Origin of the sequence: Nitrosospira lacus, assembly GCF_000355765.4 — a bacterium.
Classification (GTDB): Bacteria; Pseudomonadota; Gammaproteobacteria; order Burkholderiales; family Nitrosomonadaceae; genus Nitrosospira; species Nitrosospira lacus.
In genome coordinates this window covers 744,609-762,228 of sequence record NZ_CP021106.3, presented here as the reverse complement: position 1 = coordinate 762,228, position 17,620 = coordinate 744,609, and the positions used below count along the sequence as shown (strand labels likewise).

At 53.2% G+C, this 17,620-nt stretch carries 16 protein-coding genes; 6 read left to right on the top strand and 10 right to left on the bottom strand.

All coding sequences use genetic code 11. From position 1 onward, the window contains the following. Nucleotides 1–89 precede the first annotated feature (89 nt). The gene (locus tag EBAPG3_RS03445) at nt 90–1,274 is read right to left on the bottom strand and encodes a type II secretion system F family protein (protein WP_004181045.1); all 1,185 of its coding nucleotides are present in this window, start codon (nt 1,272–1,274) and stop codon (nt 90–92) included. Between the two features lie 6 nt (nt 1,275–1,280). Beyond that, nucleotides 1,281–1,715, bottom strand: coding sequence for a type II secretion system major pseudopilin GspG (gene gspG, locus EBAPG3_RS03440; RefSeq protein ID WP_004181044.1), 435 nt, complete (start codon nt 1,713–1,715; stop codon nt 1,281–1,283). A 311-nt stretch (nt 1,716–2,026) separates the two neighbouring features. On the opposite strand from gspG, the gene EBAPG3_RS03435 reads away from it, so the two are divergent. Genes EBAPG3_RS03435 through EBAPG3_RS03420 form a run of 4 tightly spaced genes read left to right on the top strand, consistent with a single transcriptional unit; the run spans nt 2,027 to nt 8,096 of the window. Further along, nucleotides 2,027–2,650, top strand: coding sequence for a LexA family protein (locus EBAPG3_RS03435; RefSeq protein ID WP_004181042.1), 624 nt, complete (start codon nt 2,027–2,029; stop codon nt 2,648–2,650). Between the two features lie 20 nt (nt 2,651–2,670). Continuing rightward, nucleotides 2,671–3,381, top strand: coding sequence for a translesion DNA synthesis-associated protein ImuA (gene imuA, locus EBAPG3_RS03430; protein ID WP_004181041.1), 711 nt, complete (start codon nt 2,671–2,673; stop codon nt 3,379–3,381). A 5-nt stretch (nt 3,382–3,386) separates the two neighbouring features. Beyond that, a complete protein-coding gene (locus tag EBAPG3_RS03425) occupies nt 3,387–4,898 on the top strand; it encodes a Y-family DNA polymerase (protein ID WP_004181038.1) in 1,512 nt (503 codons plus the stop codon). A gap of 3 nt (nt 4,899–4,901) precedes the next feature. Further along, entirely contained in the window at nt 4,902–8,096 is a 3,195-nt protein-coding gene (locus EBAPG3_RS03420) for an error-prone DNA polymerase (RefSeq protein ID WP_269466953.1), read from the top strand. A 442-nt stretch (nt 8,097–8,538) separates the two neighbouring features. Here the strand turns inward: EBAPG3_RS03420 and EBAPG3_RS03415 are convergent, their stop codons facing one another. From EBAPG3_RS03415 to EBAPG3_RS03405, 3 genes are all read right to left on the bottom strand, one after another. After that, complete coding sequence (locus EBAPG3_RS03415) at nt 8,539–8,925, bottom strand: COG3415 family protein (RefSeq protein WP_004178768.1); 387 nt, start codon at nt 8,923–8,925, stop codon at nt 8,539–8,541. Between the two features lie 177 nt (nt 8,926–9,102). Then, a complete protein-coding gene (locus EBAPG3_RS03410; protein WP_040852633.1) occupies nt 9,103–9,432 on the bottom strand; it encodes a P-II family nitrogen regulator in 330 nt (109 codons plus the stop codon). A 110-nt stretch (nt 9,433–9,542) separates the two neighbouring features. After that, a complete protein-coding gene (locus EBAPG3_RS03405; RefSeq protein ID WP_004178764.1) occupies nt 9,543–10,523 on the bottom strand; it encodes a sodium-dependent bicarbonate transport family permease in 981 nt (326 codons plus the stop codon). Between the two features lie 408 nt (nt 10,524–10,931). Between EBAPG3_RS03405 and EBAPG3_RS03400 the strand changes: the two genes are divergently transcribed. Beyond that, entirely contained in the window at nt 10,932–11,789 is an 858-nt protein-coding gene (locus tag EBAPG3_RS03400; protein ID WP_085921905.1) for a helix-hairpin-helix domain-containing protein, read from the top strand. A gap of 257 nt (nt 11,790–12,046) precedes the next feature. On the opposite strand, the gene EBAPG3_RS03395 is transcribed toward EBAPG3_RS03400, so the two are convergent. Next, nucleotides 12,047–12,829, bottom strand: coding sequence for a restriction endonuclease (locus tag EBAPG3_RS03395; RefSeq protein ID WP_227869262.1), 783 nt, complete (start codon nt 12,827–12,829; stop codon nt 12,047–12,049). On the opposite strand from EBAPG3_RS03395, the gene EBAPG3_RS03390 reads away from it, so the two are divergent. Continuing rightward, nucleotides 12,821–13,969 (top strand): IS4 family transposase, encoded by a 1,149-nt coding sequence (locus EBAPG3_RS03390; protein WP_004177414.1) that lies wholly within the window; start codon nt 12,821–12,823, stop codon nt 13,967–13,969. The two genes, EBAPG3_RS03395 and EBAPG3_RS03390, sit on opposite strands and share 9 nt — an antisense overlap. On the opposite strand, the gene EBAPG3_RS03385 is transcribed toward EBAPG3_RS03390, so the two are convergent. The 4 genes from EBAPG3_RS03385 to EBAPG3_RS03370 all read right to left on the bottom strand — a co-directional run bounded on the left by EBAPG3_RS03385 (nt 13,961) and on the right by EBAPG3_RS03370 (nt 17,575). Continuing rightward, entirely contained in the window at nt 13,961–14,251 is a 291-nt protein-coding gene (locus EBAPG3_RS03385; protein WP_227869288.1) for a winged helix-turn-helix domain-containing protein, read from the bottom strand. The genes EBAPG3_RS03390 and EBAPG3_RS03385 overlap by 9 nt on opposite strands. A 449-nt stretch (nt 14,252–14,700) precedes the next feature. Next, nucleotides 14,701–16,164: a 4-hydroxy-3-polyprenylbenzoate decarboxylase gene (gene ubiD / locus EBAPG3_RS03380; protein WP_004177078.1), complete on the bottom strand. Its 1,464-nt coding sequence runs from the start codon at nt 16,162–16,164 to the stop codon at nt 14,701–14,703. Beyond that, the gene (gene ubiA, locus EBAPG3_RS03375) at nt 16,161–17,033 is read right to left on the bottom strand and encodes a 4-hydroxybenzoate octaprenyltransferase (protein ID WP_040852016.1); all 873 of its coding nucleotides are present in this window, start codon (nt 17,031–17,033) and stop codon (nt 16,161–16,163) included. Before ubiA ends, ubiD begins: the two co-directional genes overlap by 4 nt. After that, nucleotides 17,030–17,575 carry a chorismate--pyruvate lyase family protein gene (locus EBAPG3_RS03370; RefSeq protein WP_004177089.1) on the bottom strand — a complete coding sequence of 182 codons (546 nt, stop codon included), beginning with the start codon at nt 17,573–17,575 and terminating at the stop codon, nt 17,030–17,032. Before EBAPG3_RS03370 ends, ubiA begins: the two co-directional genes overlap by 4 nt. Nucleotides 17,576–17,620 lie beyond the last annotated feature (45 nt).

The following is a 17,620-nucleotide window of genomic DNA, read 5'->3' as shown; positions in this document are numbered from 1 at the left end:
ACGCGCTGCTCCGGCCCTATTTTCGGAATGCACATCCACCGGCAGCGGTGCAGCCGACGGTAACGGCAAGACGGCTTCAGCTAATTGGCTCAATTGACACTTCCCGCCAACTGGAATATCGGCATATACATGAGGATGATGATTCCCCCGATCACGCCACCGATCACCGCCATGAGCAAGGGTTCGATCAGCTTGGTCATCCACTCGACCCAGCGCGCAATTTCCTCATCGTGAAAGCTGCCGATGCGCTCCATCATTTCCCCCATGAGACCGGTTCTTTCCCCGACCCTCAGCATGCGATCGCCGACCGCGGTGGTCAGCCCCTCTGTCTCCATCGCGCTGGAGATCGTCTTTCCCTCGCTTATGCGAGAGGCAGCCGCTTGCACCCTGGGCCGGAAGTGCGGCTGCAGCAGGCCGCTAACCATCTCCAATGCTTTGGTTATCGGAATGCCGCCACGTAACAGCATGCCCAGCGTCCGATAGAAGCGGGCAAGCTGATAAACCCGCATGCGTTCACCAATGGCGGGAATGCGCCATAATTGCTGGGCCAGCCTCACTCTGAACAACGGCCGCGTTATGCCGTAAACAACCACGCCCAGCACGGCCGTTCCGATGACTGCCAATTGCCCTCCCTGCTCATGCACCAGATGCCCCCATTCAATCAGCATGACGGAAAGCCAGGGCAGATCGGACCCCATATCCTCGTAGATGGCGCTGAACTTGGGTACAACGAAAACCAGCAGGAACATGGCGACCAGCAGCCCGATCACCAGCAAAAGAACCGGGTAAATGGAGGCGCCGATCAGTTTCTTGCGGACCAGATCCATCTGCGTCTGATAGCTGATGAAACGCGTCAGCGCTTCGGGCAGATCGCCGGTGCGCTCGCTGGCCCGCGCAGTCGCGACATAAAGGGGGGGAAACGCTTGGGGATACAGCTCCAGCGCGCGCGATAAAGTGATGCCTTCATAGAGCCGCGCCAGCAGGCCCTCGATAACTTTCCGCACGGCGGCATCCTGCTCTTTGTCCAATAGCGTCTCGATACTCTCTACCAGGCTGAGTCCCGCTTCCAGCAGGGACAACAACTCCTGGCTGAAATGTGCCAGCGGAAAACGCAGCCTGGATTTTGGCATCCAGCCGCCAAACCTCCGGCGCACGTTCAAAACCGTGCCGCCTTGCGACGTTACCTGGAGGCGGGCCTCATCCTCGCTCTCCGCATCGAGTTCGAGGAATACCGTGCCTTGTCCGGTAAGCACAGCTTTCACTTCGTAACGCATCTCAACCTACCAGTTCGTGATGTCTGCCGCGTCGCCCGTCCCGCCAGGCTGGCCGTCCTTACCGTGGGAATACAAATCGAACTCCGAGCGTTCGCCCGGATTTTTATAAATGTATGGCCGCCCCCACGGATCGGGCGGCACCATCTTTTTGAGGTAAGGCCCCTGCCATCTCAGTTCATTGCCCGGACGTGTCACCAGCGCAGCCAACCCTTGCTCGGTGGCAGGGTAGCGGCCGACATCCAGCCGATACTGGTCCAGCGCCTTTTCTATGGCATCGATTTGCGCCTGAGCTGCTTTGACTTCGGACTTGCCCACCTGGGAGAAATACTTGGGCGCCACATAACCGGCCAGCAATCCAATGATGACCATGACAACCAGCAACTCGAGTAACGTGAATCCATTTTCTGCTTGCGCGCGGCGCCGGATACTCCAATATTTCATTTTTAGTATTTCTTGATCTGTTCATAGATTTGCATAGTGCAGAGTGTAGGGGTCTCACGTGACAGAATGATTACCAAAAGTTGGCGAGACGCATGAAGTGACGGATTTGAATCCTGCGGTCCTTATGGTTAACAATTTTATTAAGAAGATATTGCTGAAAACCAAACCTTCACTTGCTTGATGGATTCAAAACAGGATCAAGATTAATCCATGGATAAAGGTGGAGGGGGAATGCCATTCTCTTCAGCTCGCTTGAATAAAGAACAATCGTTCTCTATAATAAGGACAATCGTTCTCTATACTGATCCATTATGCAACAGCTCGATATCTCCTCTTATCTTGGCAAACTACGGGATTACTATGCCAGGGAAAGCGTTATCCCTTCAATAACCGAATTGTCTGCGCTTTGGAATGGAAAGGCGCGTTCCTGGACACATCAGATCGTTCAGCGTTTGAAGGAAGAAGGCTTTCTTGAAAATGCACCGGGTGGCCGGTCACGTCCCGGACCCCGCTTTTTCGAGCGAACAGTCGGACATGCGGTTCGGGCGGGAATGCCTCAACAGGCCGCCGACGTCCAGCCTGAATTGCTGCGCATCGATGATTATCTTATCGAAAAACCTTCCCAAACCATCCTGTTTCCCGTCAAAGGCGATTCGATGATTGATCTGGGCATATTCGAGGGAGATATGGTGATTATCGAACGCGGCAATTCGCCTTCATCCGGTCAAGTGGTATTGGCAATCGTGGATAACGAATTCACGCTCAAAGTCCTGGCCAAGGATAAAAGAGGTTATTACCTCGAAGCACGCAACCATAGTCGAGCCGGGGACTACCCGCCCATCCGGCCTGAACAGGGACTGGAAATCTATGGGTTGTATGTGGGCCTCATTCGGAAAGCCCGTACTTCGGGATATACCCATGGTTCCAATCATTGATAGATGAAAACTCTTTCGCCATGCCAACGCTTGCTTCTCCATCCTTACTTCTGGCACCCCTATCGCTTTTACAAATCGAAACCCGATTCCGGGACCGGATATGGCGAGGCGACCCATCAGGATCTGCGCCTGATCAGATCATTTCCAGTGGCTTCAATGAACTGGATAAAGCATTGCCGGGAGGAGGGTGGTCCCCTCACAGCCTGACGGAATTGTTGTTACCCACGGAAGGGTTGGGAGAAATAAGATTATTGAGTCCATCGCTTGAGCAAATCACGCGAAATGGCAGGACTATTCTATTGGTGAGTCCGCCTTATATTCCCTATATGCATGCGTGGGAAAATCTGAATATCGATAGCCGGCGCATTGTGATGGTCAGAATTGACAGACCGGCCGAGCGGTTATGGGTGCTCGAACAAGGCATCAAAAGTGCCGCCTTTGGAGCTGTCATCGGCTGGCTGCCCGGCATAAACCAGCAAATGACGCGCAGGCTTCAAATCATTGCGCGCACTGCCGCCAGCCTGGTTTTTTTATTCAGGCCGGCGAGCGCACAATTTGAACCCTCTGCAGCCTCGCTAAGAATATTGCTCGGTTCAGTACGGCAGCATATGCTTTCCGTGCGTTTGCTGAAGCGCAGGGGCACCCCGACTGACTTGCCCATTTACATCACCCTGCCCGCCAGGCCTTCCCTCAGCTTCATTACTTCTTCGGCCACCTTAACCCATGCGTGAATGCAATGTTGTGGATCGCTCTTCATTGCCCAACCCTATCGCTTGACTGGATCGAACGCCGGTTTCCGGTGGCGTTGATTCCCGCAATGGCGGCAACGATTCGCACGGGAAATCAGGTTTACATCCGGCAAGCCAATAAGCCGGCACAACAGCAAGGAGTCGCGGCACACCAGCCACTGGCCAGTGCTTTGTCTCTTTTTCCCGATCTGGTGGTGGTGGAACATGACCCGCATGAAGAAATGAAAGCATTGCGGGAAGCTGCGTATGCCGCGTTTCGTTTCACGCCCCATGTCGTCATGCAAGCCAGCGGGCTGATTACCGAAGTTTCCGAAAGCCTGAAGCTATTTGGCGGCTTGAAAAAATTATGCCAGCTACTCAACCAGGCAGTGGCCGCGCAAGGCTTGCAACTCTGTGTGGGGATTGCCCCCACTGCCAAGGGGGCATGGCTGCTTGCGCAATCCGCCCCGCTGAAAACCGTCATCAATGGCGCGGGCTCCAGGTTCCGATCGTTGCTTGATTCCCTGCCCATTTATTTACTGGAAACGGCTCAGCCTTATCTTGAAGTCATTCGCGGCATAGGCTGCAAGACATTGGCCGATTTACGGCAACTGCCTCGCAGCGGCCTGGCACGCCGGTTTGGCCCGGATTTGCTGACGGAACTGGATCGTGCCTGCGGCGACTTGCCAGATCCGCAACAGTGGCTTGAGGTACCGGAATATTTTCAACAAAAAACGGAATTCATGACCCAGGTTGAAAGTGGCGAGTTGATACGGGTTCCCATGCAGCGAATGATCGGGCAAATGTGCGGCTGGCTATCTTTGCGTCATGCCGCAGTCCTGGAATTCTCATTCATTTTGCATCACGAATATTCGCTGCGGCAGCCGCATAGATCCACGCCACTGCACATAAAACTTTCCGAACAAAGCGACGACGTGGAGCACCTGATGCTCTTGCTGCGTGAGCGGCTGGAGCGCATGGAAATAGCGGCCGCAATTTGCGGGCTGGAGCTGATAGCGGATCAGATAACGGCCGGGACAAATCCTAATCTGGAGCTGTTCCCAACCTCGCAATCGGAGGCAACCTCACTGAACCGGTTTATCGAAAAAGTTTCTTCCCGCCTCGGGCCGCAAGCCATTACCGGTTTGAATGTTATCTCTGACCATCGGCCGGAATACAGCCAAAGGTCTCAGTCTTTAGAAATGAGCAGGAGGAGTAACGCTTCATGCCGAAAAGCAACTCCATCGGCATCAGCGTGTCACTTGCCCCGTCCGGCATGGTTAATGGCGGCGCCACTGCAATTGAAGGTGCAGCGTCACCAGCCGGTTTATGGTTCGCCATTGAAATTGATTGCGGGACCGGAGCGAATCGAAGCAGGCTGGTGGGATGATGCGCCGGTCGCCCGCGATTATTTTATTGCGGAAAATGCGCTGGGCCAATTGTTATGGATTTACCGCGAACATAGCCCGGCAGCAGGAAATAAGGGCAATGGCTGGTATTTGCAGGGACTTTTTGGATAAATCATGGCTCTGACTTCATTCCGGAGCCCCTCTCTCCAATATTTATCTGGCATGGACTCCCCGATTCCTGCCTACGTTGAACTGCATTGCTGTTCCAGCTTCAGCTTCCTGCAGGGCGCTTCCTTTCCGGAGGAACTGGTTGAACGCGCAGCGACCTTAGGCTATACCGCACTGGCCATTACGGATGAATGTTCCATGGCCGGTATCGTAAAAGCGCATGCGGAGGCGAAGAAAGCCGGTCTGCATCTTTTGATCGGCAGCCAGTTCATCCTGGAAGATGGATTACGGCTCGTCTGCCTCGCGATGAACCGGAATGGCTACGGCAACCTGTGCGAATTGATAACACTGGCAAGGCAGCGTGCCGGGAAAGGGACTTACCGTATAAGCCGCGAGGATTTTGAAAGCTGTCACGACGCGCCGCATCTGGCTCTCCTGCAGGATTGCCTGGTCTTATTAATCCCTCGTCCGGCTCAGGAGAATGGCGCCCTCATACATGACATGCGCTGGGTACTGTCGCTATTTCCAGGGCGTTGCTGGACTGCTGTCGAATTATTGCTGCACGCAGACGAAAATCTGTTGTTTGAGAGAGTCCGGCAAGCTGCAAAAATTACGGGAATGCCGCTTGTGGCGGCCGGCGATGTCACCATGCATGACCCTTCCCATAAGCCCCTGCAAGATACGATGACCGCCATCCGTCTGGGCAAGCCGCTGTGCGAATGCGGTTATGCATTGCAGCCCAATGCCGAGCAGCACTTGCGCACCCGTTCGCAGTTGAGCCGACTCTACCCGCCGGAACTTCTGCATGAGACCATTGCAGTGGCAAAACGCTGCATTTTTTCGCTGGATGAGCTGCGCTATGAATATCCCGAGGAATTGACCGGAACGGATGCCAGGGCGGATGAAACTTATGCGTATTATTTGCGGCGCATGGTCGGGGAGGGCATGACAAGACGTTTTCCCAACGGCGCTTCGGTCAAGGTCAAGGATCAGATCGAGCAGGAGTTGCAGCTGATCGCCGAGCTTGGGTATGAACCCTATTTTCTGACAGTGTTCGATATTGTCAGGTTCGCCCGGTCGAAAGGCATTCTTTGCCAGGGGCGGGGCTCGGCAGCCAATTCCGCGGTCTGCTATTGCCTGGGTATTACCGAAATCGACCCGGAGCGCGGCAATTTGCTGTTCGAGCGGTTTATCTCCAGGGAACGCAACGAGCCGCCCGATATCGATGTCGACTTCGAGCACCACCGCCGGGAAGAAGTTATCCAGTATATCTACCGGAAATATGGCCGGGATCGTGCCGCCATCGCGGCCACGGTCATCACCTATCGCACCCGTTCTGCAATTCAGGATATCGGCAAGGCGCTGGGACTCGATATTGAACGCATCAAACGCCTCTCCAATTCTTTGGCCTGGTGGGATAAAGCCTCGGACATTCGCAATCGACTGATCGAAAATGGCTTCGATCCCGACAGTCCGGTTATCCGGAAGCTGATGCAATTGATCCCAGTCTTATATGGATTTCCGCGTCATTTGTCCCAGCATGTAGGCGGCTTCGTCATCTCGCGCGACAAACTGTGCCGCATCGTGCCCATCGAAAACGCCGCCATGCCGGACCGCCGCATCATCCAGTGGGACAAGGACGACCTTGCAGCGGTGGGGCTGATGAAAATTGATGTGCTGGCGCTGGGCATGCTATCGGCGATCCGCCGCACGCTCGACCTGGTTTCCGCCCGGCGCGGCATTCCATTCCAAATGCAGGATATCCCGAAGGAGGATAAAAAGACCTACGACATGATCTGCAAAGCCGACACCATCGGCGTCTTCCAGATCGAATCGCGCGCGCAGATGTCGATGCTGCCGCGCCTGAAACCCCGAAAATTTTACGATCTGGTCATAGAAGTTGCCATCGTCCGCCCGGGGCCGATCCAGGGTGGCATGGTGCATCCTTATCTGCGCCGCAGACAAGGACTGGAAGACGTGGACTATCCAGGCGATGAAATCAAAACCGCTTTGGAGCGAACGCTCGGCGTCCCCATCTTCCAGGAACAGGTCATGCAAATAGCCATGCTTGCCGCCGGCTTCAGCCCAGGTGAAGCAGACCAGCTACGGCGCTCCATGGCCGCCTGGAAAAGAAAAGGCGGACTCGGCTCTTTTCATGCGCGCTTGATCAACGGCATGGTCGACCGGGGTTATGACCAGGAGTTTGCCGAGCGAATCTTCCGGCAAATCGAGGGTTTCGGCGAATACGGATTTCCGGAATCCCACGCCGCCAGCTTTGCGCTGCTGGTTTACGTATCGTCCTGGCTTAAATGCCACGAGCCCGCCGCATTCCTGTGTGCAATGCTCAACAGCTTGCCGATGGGGTTTTATGGCGCTTCGCAACTGATCCAGGATGCGCAACGGCATGGCGTTCAAATCAGGCCGGTGGACATAACCATCAGCGGGTGGGATTGCACGCTTGAAGAACAGATGACCAAGACTTCTCGACCCGCCCCACCCAATGTGCGGCTGGGCTTGAGCAGGGTGAAAGGAATCGGCCTGAAAGCCGCCACGCGTATCGTTGAGGCAAGAAAAACCGCTTCTTTTGAAAGCACGGCCGATCTGGCGAACCGCGCTTCTCTGAATGCTACTGAAATACGCGCCCTCGCCAGCGCGGATGCATTATGCGCCTTGGCAGGCCACCGGCGCGAAGCCCTATGGGCGGCCGCCTCCCATATCAGGCAATCAGATTTGATGCGAGAGGCTCCGGTAAAGGAGACATTGCCTACCATTGCTGCTGCGCCTGAAGGAGAGGAAATTGTTTCGGATTACGCCAGCATGGAACTCACCCTGCGCAGGCATCCGCTTGCCTTGCTGCGGCCGACACTGGCCAGAATGAATTTGCGCTCGGCAATGGAGCTGGATAATTACCCGACCGGGCGCCTGGTGCGGACGACCGGTATCGTGACCTGCCGGCAACGCCCCGGAACTGCCAGCGGCGTCGTATTCGTGACGCTGGAAGACGAGACCGGGATAATAAATGTGGTGGTATGGAACCTGCTCGTCCTGAAACAACGCCGCGAACTATTGAACTCGAGGCTTTTGACGGTATACGGCGTCTGGCGGAGCGAAGGGGAAGTCAAACATCTGATCGCCAAGCGGCTGGTGGACCATAGTCATTTGCTGGGTAGCCTCAGGGTGGAGAGCCGGGATTTTCATTAGATTCAGCTTGATCTGGCAATTATCGGAATCCAATGTCCCGAATCGACCTATTCTGCCAGTTTGAAATAAACCAACTCAGTCGAGACGCCCCCCAGAACATCTCCCGTACCGATCCGGCTGCACGCTGGACGGCGGCACCCGGCGGTCCAGCTTTTATGCCTATCCCACCCACTACCTGATCAATCTGGAAGCTGGCATCGTCGTCAAGCCCATACCGACATTCTCTAAACGAATTTTCGCTCCTAATTGATCAAAAAAACGCCCTTGATCGCTAATGCGCAGACTCCAATAGAAAATTAGGACAGACTGACAAATACGCTCCTACTAGCTACTAAGAAATGTGCGAGCGTTTTGAATAATCAAGATCGAGGGCGCATTACTCCCAATACCTTGTGGCTGTCCCTATTCCGCTGGTCCAATCTTTCCCAAGAAGCTTGTGCAACTATGATATCCGTTCTCGAATGTTGCGCCAGTTGTGACAAAGCCCATGGCGACGGAGCAATTGATAAACAGTCGAGGTCGATACAGGCCTGCCTAGGTATTGTTCAAGCTCAGCCTTCAATTGCGAGATAGGAAAGACATCCGAGACTTCGATCTGGTTAACAAAACGCGCCAGAAATTTTGCCTCTTCGTCAAGGCTCATCCGGGCGTGATTCCGCAGCTCTTTTTTTGCTCTGATTTGTACGGCGCCACTTTCAATAAGTTTAAACCGCGTCCTGAGCTTCCCGGTGCGACTCTTGGATAATCCAATGATTGTCGCCGTCTGTTCCAGTGATAGCCCAAACTCCAGCGGAAGGAGTAATGCCTGCGCTGCACGCAGGGCATCCACCGTTTTGGCTGATGCGATTCGCTCCTTCGCAGTCTTTATGAATGCGCGTCCCGTAGCAGGTCTAGCCATTTTTATGCCCAATCAAGTTAAATAATTGAAAATCCGCAGCGGAAATGAACCGGGATTCAGTTTGATTTCAAGATTGATCACCTGGATTGTTCGCATCCACCATCCAGCTCAATATGAGACCGCGGGTCCTATGACCCACTGGCAATCGGAAAGCAGGCACATTCCGCCGAAATCTTTCAATTTGGGTCGAAGCGACATAATAATTCTCTCCGCCTGCTTTTCCTCGCAGGCTAGAATCACTACAGCGTTCTTTTCTTCCAAGGCATAATCGTCGGGGCGCCGCTCACCACGCGACCCGAGTCCGCCCGCCTGCTTGATAACTGTGTAGCCACGCACCCCGGCTGCCCGGCAGAGCTCCAGCAAATCGTCTAGCGCCTCTTCATCTATTACAATGTCTATCCGCTTCATTGAGATTAACGTATCAGGTCTCATAATCATGGTTTTTCCTCGATATAAGGTTATCTGCGATAACCTGGACTGAATAATTTTTAATCACGTCCAGGGATATTTAACAATTCAATGGATTACTGAATCGTCTCGAAACTTTCTTACTGCCCGGCCAGATACTGGGCAGCCGCATAGTAGAGCGGGATGCCAATCACCACATTGAACGGAAAAGTACATCCAAGCGATAGAGTCAGGTAAAACGACGGGTTAGCCTCCGGTATTGCAAGGCGCATCGCCGGTGGCACCGCAATATATGAACAGCTTGCCGCAAGCACCGTTACCAGGGTGACGCCACCTACCGAGTATCCAAGGTAGTAATGACCCAACAGCAGCCCGAAAAACGCTCCTATCAGGGGCATTACTACCCCGAACCCAACCAGGAAGAGTCCCACCTGCTTGAATTCCGACAATCTTTTTCCGGCTTCCATCCCCATGTCGCACAGAAATATACATAGCGCACCCATGAAAATGGTTTCAAAGAACGGTTCAATTTTCTTGTAGCTGGTATCGGAAACCGCAGCACCGATCGCCATGGATCCAAATAGCAGCAGAATGCTGCCATTCGTAAAAGCCTCGAGAATCAGATGCTTGTACATCCCTTTGTCCGCCTTTGCCGCCCCTCCCAAAATCTTGCGAGAGTAACCGGCGAGCACCAGGCCGATCATGATCGCGGGTGATTCCATGATCGCCAGCATGATCACGGGATAGGCCTCATAGGTCACGCCTATGCCGGCCAGGAACGCCACTGCCGTCATGTAGGTACCCGCGCTCACGGAACCGTAATGCGCCGAGATGGCCGCAGCGTTGAGCGGATCGATCTTTCCAACGGCTCGCAAAATAATGTAGGCAATTATAGGCAGTCCAATACCAAACGCGAGTGCCGCCCACACCGCGGGAAGGGCATCACCCATATTTGAAGTGGCAAGCGCCTTGCCGCCATGCAGGCCAATACCGATCAGCAGATAGATCACGATCATCTTGTGCATGTCGGGCGGAAATTTCAGATCCGATTTGATGATGCACGCGAACATACCGAGGGCAAAAAAAAGTATCGCTGGTACGAGAAGACTGGAGATTGACATTGTTACACTCCTCTTATAATAAAATTGATTACCTGGACTCCCGACTTCCCACCTGCAAAGATGGCATCATGGGCACGCTGGAACCATTAAAACCGGACATGAATTGCCGATGAGGCGCAAATTAACATACCCCCTGTGAAGGAAAGATTTTGTAAATGTGACCAATTTGTGAATGTTAAAAATGTTAGAAGTGTTAAAAGTATTAGGGATGATAATTCGGCCGCAGATCAGATTGATCCGTCGGTCATTTTGATTTACTGAGGGGATAGATCGTCCCTCGAGTGATATTTGGTTCAGCTCCACCGCCACCTGAAAAGAAGATTTTGATATTCTATTGAGGGGCTTATGCTTTGATATTTTCAAAGCAAAGGCGTTTCTGTTCGTTGTCTCAAACGAAGAAATCGCAGTCTGTTCTTTTTTTTCTTATTTTTTTATGGCGCTTCGCAACTGATCCAGGATGCGCAACGGCATGGCGTTCAAATCAAGCCGGTGGACATAACCATCAGCGGGTGGGATTGCACGCTTGAAGAACAGATGACCAAGACTTCTCGACCCGCCCCACCCAATGTGCGGCTGGGCTTGAGCAGGGTGAAAGGAATCGGCCTGAAAGCCGCCACGCGTATCGTTGAGGCAAGAAAAACCGCTTCTTTTGAAAGCACGGCCGATCTGGCGAACCGCGCCTCTCTGAATGCTACTGAAATACGCGCCCTCGCCAGCGCGGATGCATTATGCGCCTTGGCAGGCCACCGGCGCGAAGCCCTATGGGCGGCCGCCTCCCATATCAGGCAATCAGATCTGATGCGAGAGGCTCCGGTAAAGGAGACATTGCCTACCATTGCTGCTGCGCCTGAAGGAGAGGAAATTGTTTCGGATTACGCCAGCATGGAACTCACCCTGCGCAGGCATCCGCTTGCCTTGCTGCGGCCGACACTGGCCAGAATGAATTTGCGCTCGGCAATGGAGCTGGATAATTACCCGACCGGGCGCCTGGTGCGGACGACCGGTATCGTGACCTGCCGGCAACGCCCCGGAACTGCCAGCGGCGCCGTATTCGTGACGCTGGAAGACGAGACCGGGATAATAAATGTGGTGGTATGGAACCTGCTCGTCCTGAAACAACGCCGCGAACTATTGAACTCGAGGCTTTTGACGGTATACGGCGTCTGGCAAAGCGAAGGGGAAGTCAAACATCTGATCGCCAAGCGGCTGGTGGACCATAGTCATTTGCTGGGTGGCCTCAGGGTGGAAAGTCGGGATTTTCATTAACCCAAAACAGAATGAGCGTCTATCAAAACACTCCTCAGAACAAAGCGGTATCGGTTACCTGGAGGACGCAAAACGGTGGAACATTCTAGCGAATCAAACCCAGTTATTCGACAGCGATCAAGGATCAATTGAGTCTGACAGAGTCAGACCCTATTGATTTTTTGCCTTACGCACATTTTAGATTTTTCTATACTTCAACAATCAATAACCGGCGCAAACATGTATCTATCCGCGTCTGTGTGCGCTGATGGACTTAATTACACATTTTCCCCCTCAAAGTAATCGGAGTCGATACGTTTAAGCTCAAACTTGCTTATGGCTGACACACCAACATTATGATCTACCATGAGTTTTGCCAACTGTTTACCAGTGATGAGGATGATTTTTGAAGAGATAATGTTTGTATATTCCTCTGCTTCCCTTGAAAAGTCGGAAGTTGTAATGAATACACCCTTATTTGCACGTTGTCCTTGAAGCGCTCCCGCGAACTTCTGAATATCTGGACGGCCAACGGTGCTCTCCCAGCGCTTTGCCTGCACATATATTACGTCTAAGCCCAGTTTGTCTTCCTTGATGATGCCATCAATTCCGCCATCGCCACTTCTGCCGATAGCCCGGCCTGCATCTTGGCGGGAACCTCCGTAGTCCATTGTTACGAGAAGATCGATAACTAGTCGTTCGAAAAAGGCGGGAGATGCAGATTTGACTTGCTCTAGCAATTCTGCCTCAAGGTTGCTGCGTAAACGTTGGTAAGCTTGGGAGAAAAGTTCTTCAGGAGTGGAATCTGGGAGTTCGATTAGTTGAGGGTATGACTTAGCGTTAGATTCGTTAGTAACTGAGATGATTATTGGTTTTTCTTCGTTCCTGCGCAGCTTAAAAGCCAGGTATTCTGGAAATTGTTCGAGGGTGGAATTATCAATTTGGCTTGGGTCACTGCTGTCCCACAAAACCGCTAAAAAAGGCCTGAATATCCTTTGTTGATTTACAATGAGTTTCTCGACAACTCTTTGAAAGACAAAGGAATCCAAGCCATGGCGCATTGTAATACAGTCTTCTTGCAACTGCTTAAAATTGTTGGCAGACATGAATTTGAAGCGATCGCTTCTTTGCATCACCAAGGCCAGAGGTTGCGCAAGACCAGCCGCTGGGCACAGTTTGTTGCCATGGTATTTGCACAGTTGAGCGGGCGGCAGAGTTTGCGTGATATTGAAACCAACCTGCAAGCACAACGCCAGCACAGCTATCACTTGGGCAGCGCGCCCATTTCCCGGTCCAGTCTGGCACGCCTGAATAACCAGCAACCCGCTAGTTGTTACGAAGCGCTGTTTTACCGTCTGTATGAGCGCTGCCTCAAGCGGGCACCCAAGCACGGCTTCCGCTTTAAGAATCCGCTTTATGCGCTGGATGCTTCTCTCATTGATCTATCGCTCAAGCTTTTTCCCTGGTCGCATTACGCGTTGGGAAAAGGCGCCATGAAGTTACAGGTTGGACTGGATTTAAGAGGCAATCTGCCCGCATTTGCCACCCTCACGGAAAGCAGGAAGGCGGATAGCGAGTGCGCCAAACTGCTTGCCTTGCCCAAAGGCAGTATTGTGGTATGTGATCGCGGCTACAATGATTATTCCTGGTACAAGTTACTGACCGGGCAGGGGGTCTTTTACGTCACCCGACAACGGGGCAACGCCACTTATGAAGTTATTGAACGGTGTGCCGTTCCTGTTCATTCGAGCGTCATCAGTGATGCAGTCATTCGCTTCAATTCGTACCGCTCGTGCCAGAAGGAGCTGCCCAACGTGCGCCAAGTGGTCTACCAGGATGCGCAAACACAACGGGAATACATCTTTATCACCAACCATTTCAAGCTGTCCGCGCAAACCATTGCTGCCATTTATAAGCAGCGCTGGCAAGTGGAGTTGTTTTTTAAATGGATCAAGCAAAATCTCAAGATCAAATCGTTTTTGGGCACCAGCAAAAATGCCGTGATGACCCAAATCTGGATTGCCATGTGCGTCTATTTGCTGTTGGCATTCATCAAATTCAGTCATCAAGTGGCAATATCTCAGCAACAAATCCTGAGGCTGCTCGCACTTAACCTGTTTGCAAAACGGGACCTGATTAGGCTGATCAAGACTGAACCGCCGCCGGGTGATCATCAACCCATCCAGGGAGCTTTATGGTAATGACAAATTGTGGGACAGCAGTGGGCTTGGGTTCTTTGATAGAAGTTCTGCGCCTGTGGGCGTAATGCGAAAGACACCACGTTTTCTTGACTCGATTAAAGCTGCCTGTTTTAAGTAAGTTCTAGCCCAACCAACGCGATTGTCGAATAGCGGTGCCGTTCCACTTGGGAGCATTGCGCTTCGTTCCTCATCGGAAATTCCAAATTCGACAGCTAACTGCTCTACGGCGTCGCGAAAGCGATGTTCTTGTGCATCCCCGGCAAGGCGTAGAAGAGGGAGCATTAGCGTCTGATAGTCTGGAATTGGCATGATGCTATTGAAATGTATAACTTTGTTATGAAGACGGTTTTCGCACCCTAACTTGCACATCCACTCGCTAGCTTGATATCGTGAGTCGCGCTAAAAAGCAAATGCAGCTTACCTTTCGCACAACTATACTGTATTTTTAACATATTAAAATATTCGCAAAAGGCCGTATTGCACCGCCATCTCCTCTAAAGTCGGCAAAAGAATTCTAGACCAACTGCATGGGCGTATTCGCTAATTGATTTATATTATTACCCACGAGCAAGGTTTATGTCAGGCGGAATCCGAGCTGCAACGCAAATGACAGCTTTTTAGTTAAGGCTCAATCCTATCCTATTGGCACCTATCAAGCGGTAACATTCCCCGATAGAGGAACTCAGCTACTGTGATAAAAACGAAGTTTGATTCAATGGGTAAATGCCCCCTCACAATCCTAAGTTCTTCCAAATCTCATCCACCCGCCCCTTCACCCTCGCCTCCATCACAATCGGCGTACCCCATTCCCGATTAGTCTCTCCCGGCCACTTGTTGGTGGCGTCCAGTCCCATTTTTCCGCCCAGGCCGGAGACTGGACTGGCGAAGTCGAGATAATCGATTGGCGTATTTTCCACGATCAGGATGTCTCGCGCGGGATCGACGCGCGTGGTGATGGCCCAGATGACTTCCTTCCAGTCACGGATGTTCACATCATCGTCGGTGACGATGATGAATTTGGTATACATGAATTGCCGCAGGAAACTCCACACGCCAAACATGACGCGCTTGGCATGGCCTGCGTACTGCTTTTTCATGCTCACCACCGCCATGCGATAGGAACAGCCTTCCGGCGGCAGATAAAAATCGACGATTTCCGTGAACTGCTTTTGCAGCAGCGGTACGAACACTTCATTCAGCGCCACACCCAGTATCGCGGGCTCATCCGGCGGCTTGCCGGTGTAGGTGGAGTGATAGATCGGATCGCGCCGCATGGTGATGCGCTCGACCGTGAATACCGGGAAAGTCTCCTGCTCGTTGTAATAGCCGGTGTGATCGCCGAAGGGGCCTTCAAGTGCTGTTTCGCCGGGATGGATATAGCCTTCCAGCACGATTTCCGCGCTGGCCGGAACCTGCAAATCATGACTCAGGCATTTGACGATCTCGGTTTTCGCACCGCGCAATAATCCGGCGAACTGGTATTCGCTCAAGCTGTCCGGCACCGGCGTCACCGCGCCGAGTATGGTTGCCGGATCGGCTCCCAGCGCCACCGCCAGCGGATAGGATTTCCCCGGAGTGGCCAGACAGAAATCGCGAAAATCCAGCGCGCCGCCACGATGAGCCAGCCAGCGCATGATCAGCTTATTCGGCCCGATCACCTGCTGCCGGTAGATACCCAGGTTCTGCCGTGTCTTGTGCGGACCTCGGGTGACGGTCAACCCCCATGTGATCAGCGGCCCCGCATCGCCCGGCCAGCAAGTCTGGATCGGCAACCTGCCGAGGTCCACGTCTTTTCCTTCCCATACGATGTCCTGGCACGGCGCACGCGAAAGCTCCTTCGGCGCCATGTTGAGCACCTGCTTCAGCACGGGAAATTTTTCCCACGCATCTCTCAAGCCTTTGGGTGGATCGGGTTCTTTCAGATAGGCAAGAAGTTTTCCTACTTCGCGCAGGGCTTCCACCGACTCCTGCCCCATGCCCATTGCCACGCGCCGCGGCGTACCGAACAGGTTCCCCAGTACGGGAATGGTATGACCCTTGGGTTTTTCAAACAGAATTGCCGGGCCGCCCGCTTTCAATACCCGATCACAGATTTCGGTCATTTCCAGGTGGGGATCGATCTCCGCCGTGATGCGTTTCAGTTCGCCCTGGCTTTCCAGTTGGGCGATAAAATCGCGCAGGTCCTTGTATTTCATGGGAGGTTGCCTATCAGATAATCAAGCGCGATGCCGGCAAATATCGTTGCGCCGACCCAGTTGTTGTGCAAAAAAGCCTTGAAGCAGCGCCCCCGGTCACGATCGTGAATCAGGCGGTATTGATAAATCATCAGCCCCAGCGCAATCGCCAGACTCGCATAATATATGACACCCAGCTTCTGGATCATCCCCACGATGGTCATCGTGCCCAGGAAAATGGCGTGGCATAGCATCACGCCCAGGACATCGAAACGGCCGAAAGTAATGGCGGAAGTCTTGATGCCGATCTTGAGGTCGTCCACTTTATCCACCATCGCATACTCGGTATCGTAGGCGATCACCCAGAGCAGATTGGCCGCCATCAATATCCAGGCAATGAATGGCACCTCGCCGGTCTGCGCGGCGAATGCCATCGGAATGCCGAAGCTGAAAGCAATGCCGAGATAGGCTTGCGGCATCGCGAAGAAGCGCTTGGTGAAGGGATAGCTTGCGGCCAGAAATAACCCGAACACCGACAGCTCAATGGTAAGGCGGTTCAACGGCAGTATCAGCAGAAATGCGCACAGGCTTAATCCGGCTGCCAGCAGCAGCGCCTCCTTCGTGCTCACCACGCGCGTTGCCAGCGGACGGTTTCTGGTGCGTTCGACATGCCCATCAAAATTGCGATCGGCATAATCATTGACGACACAACCAGCGGAGCGCATCAGCACTGTACCCAATATGAATATCACCAGGATCGTCATGCTGGGCACGCCGCCTGCGGCAAGCCATAAGCCCCATAGTGTCGGCCACAGCAGCAGCAGAATGCCGATGGGCTTGTCCAGCCGCATCAACCTTTCATAATGGCCGAGGCGTTGAGTGAGTGTCACAACGACAGCTCCAGAATGGAAGGAAGAAATACTTCGGTGACGAGTATGGATTGCCCCCGCAAGCTGAACAGGGAACGGCGTGCCCATAAGCCAAAGGGCTTTGTCTGCAAATTCTTACAGGCACGGCGGAAAAGTGGATGCGCTGAATTCAGCTTCCGGAATCGAAGCGGCGTGCGTCTAACCACGGGGTTCGTGAACAATACGGTACCCAGCGACCGGTTGCCCAGGCCGCTCAACCCACGCCATGCACCGCGAAGATCTTTTCTTGCCAGCACCGAATGCGCAAATACCACGGGCGTGTTGCCGCAATACAAATAGACCTCCCGCACTAGCGCCAGCTCGTTTCGACGCAGGTTCATCACGGCAAGTTCATCCCCGCACACCGTGGCCAGCGACTGGAACACCGGTTTTACGCGAAATTCGCCGCGGCAGCGCTGTTGAATAAGCTGGGTCAGGGAACCACGATTCTGCAACCAGCCGCGCTCGCGGGGCGATAAGGAGGAGGGTGCGGGATACCATGGGGATAACTCGGCGGCATTCATCAGAGGTAAAACTGAAAAGGGTGAATTATGCCGCATAATGCAGCG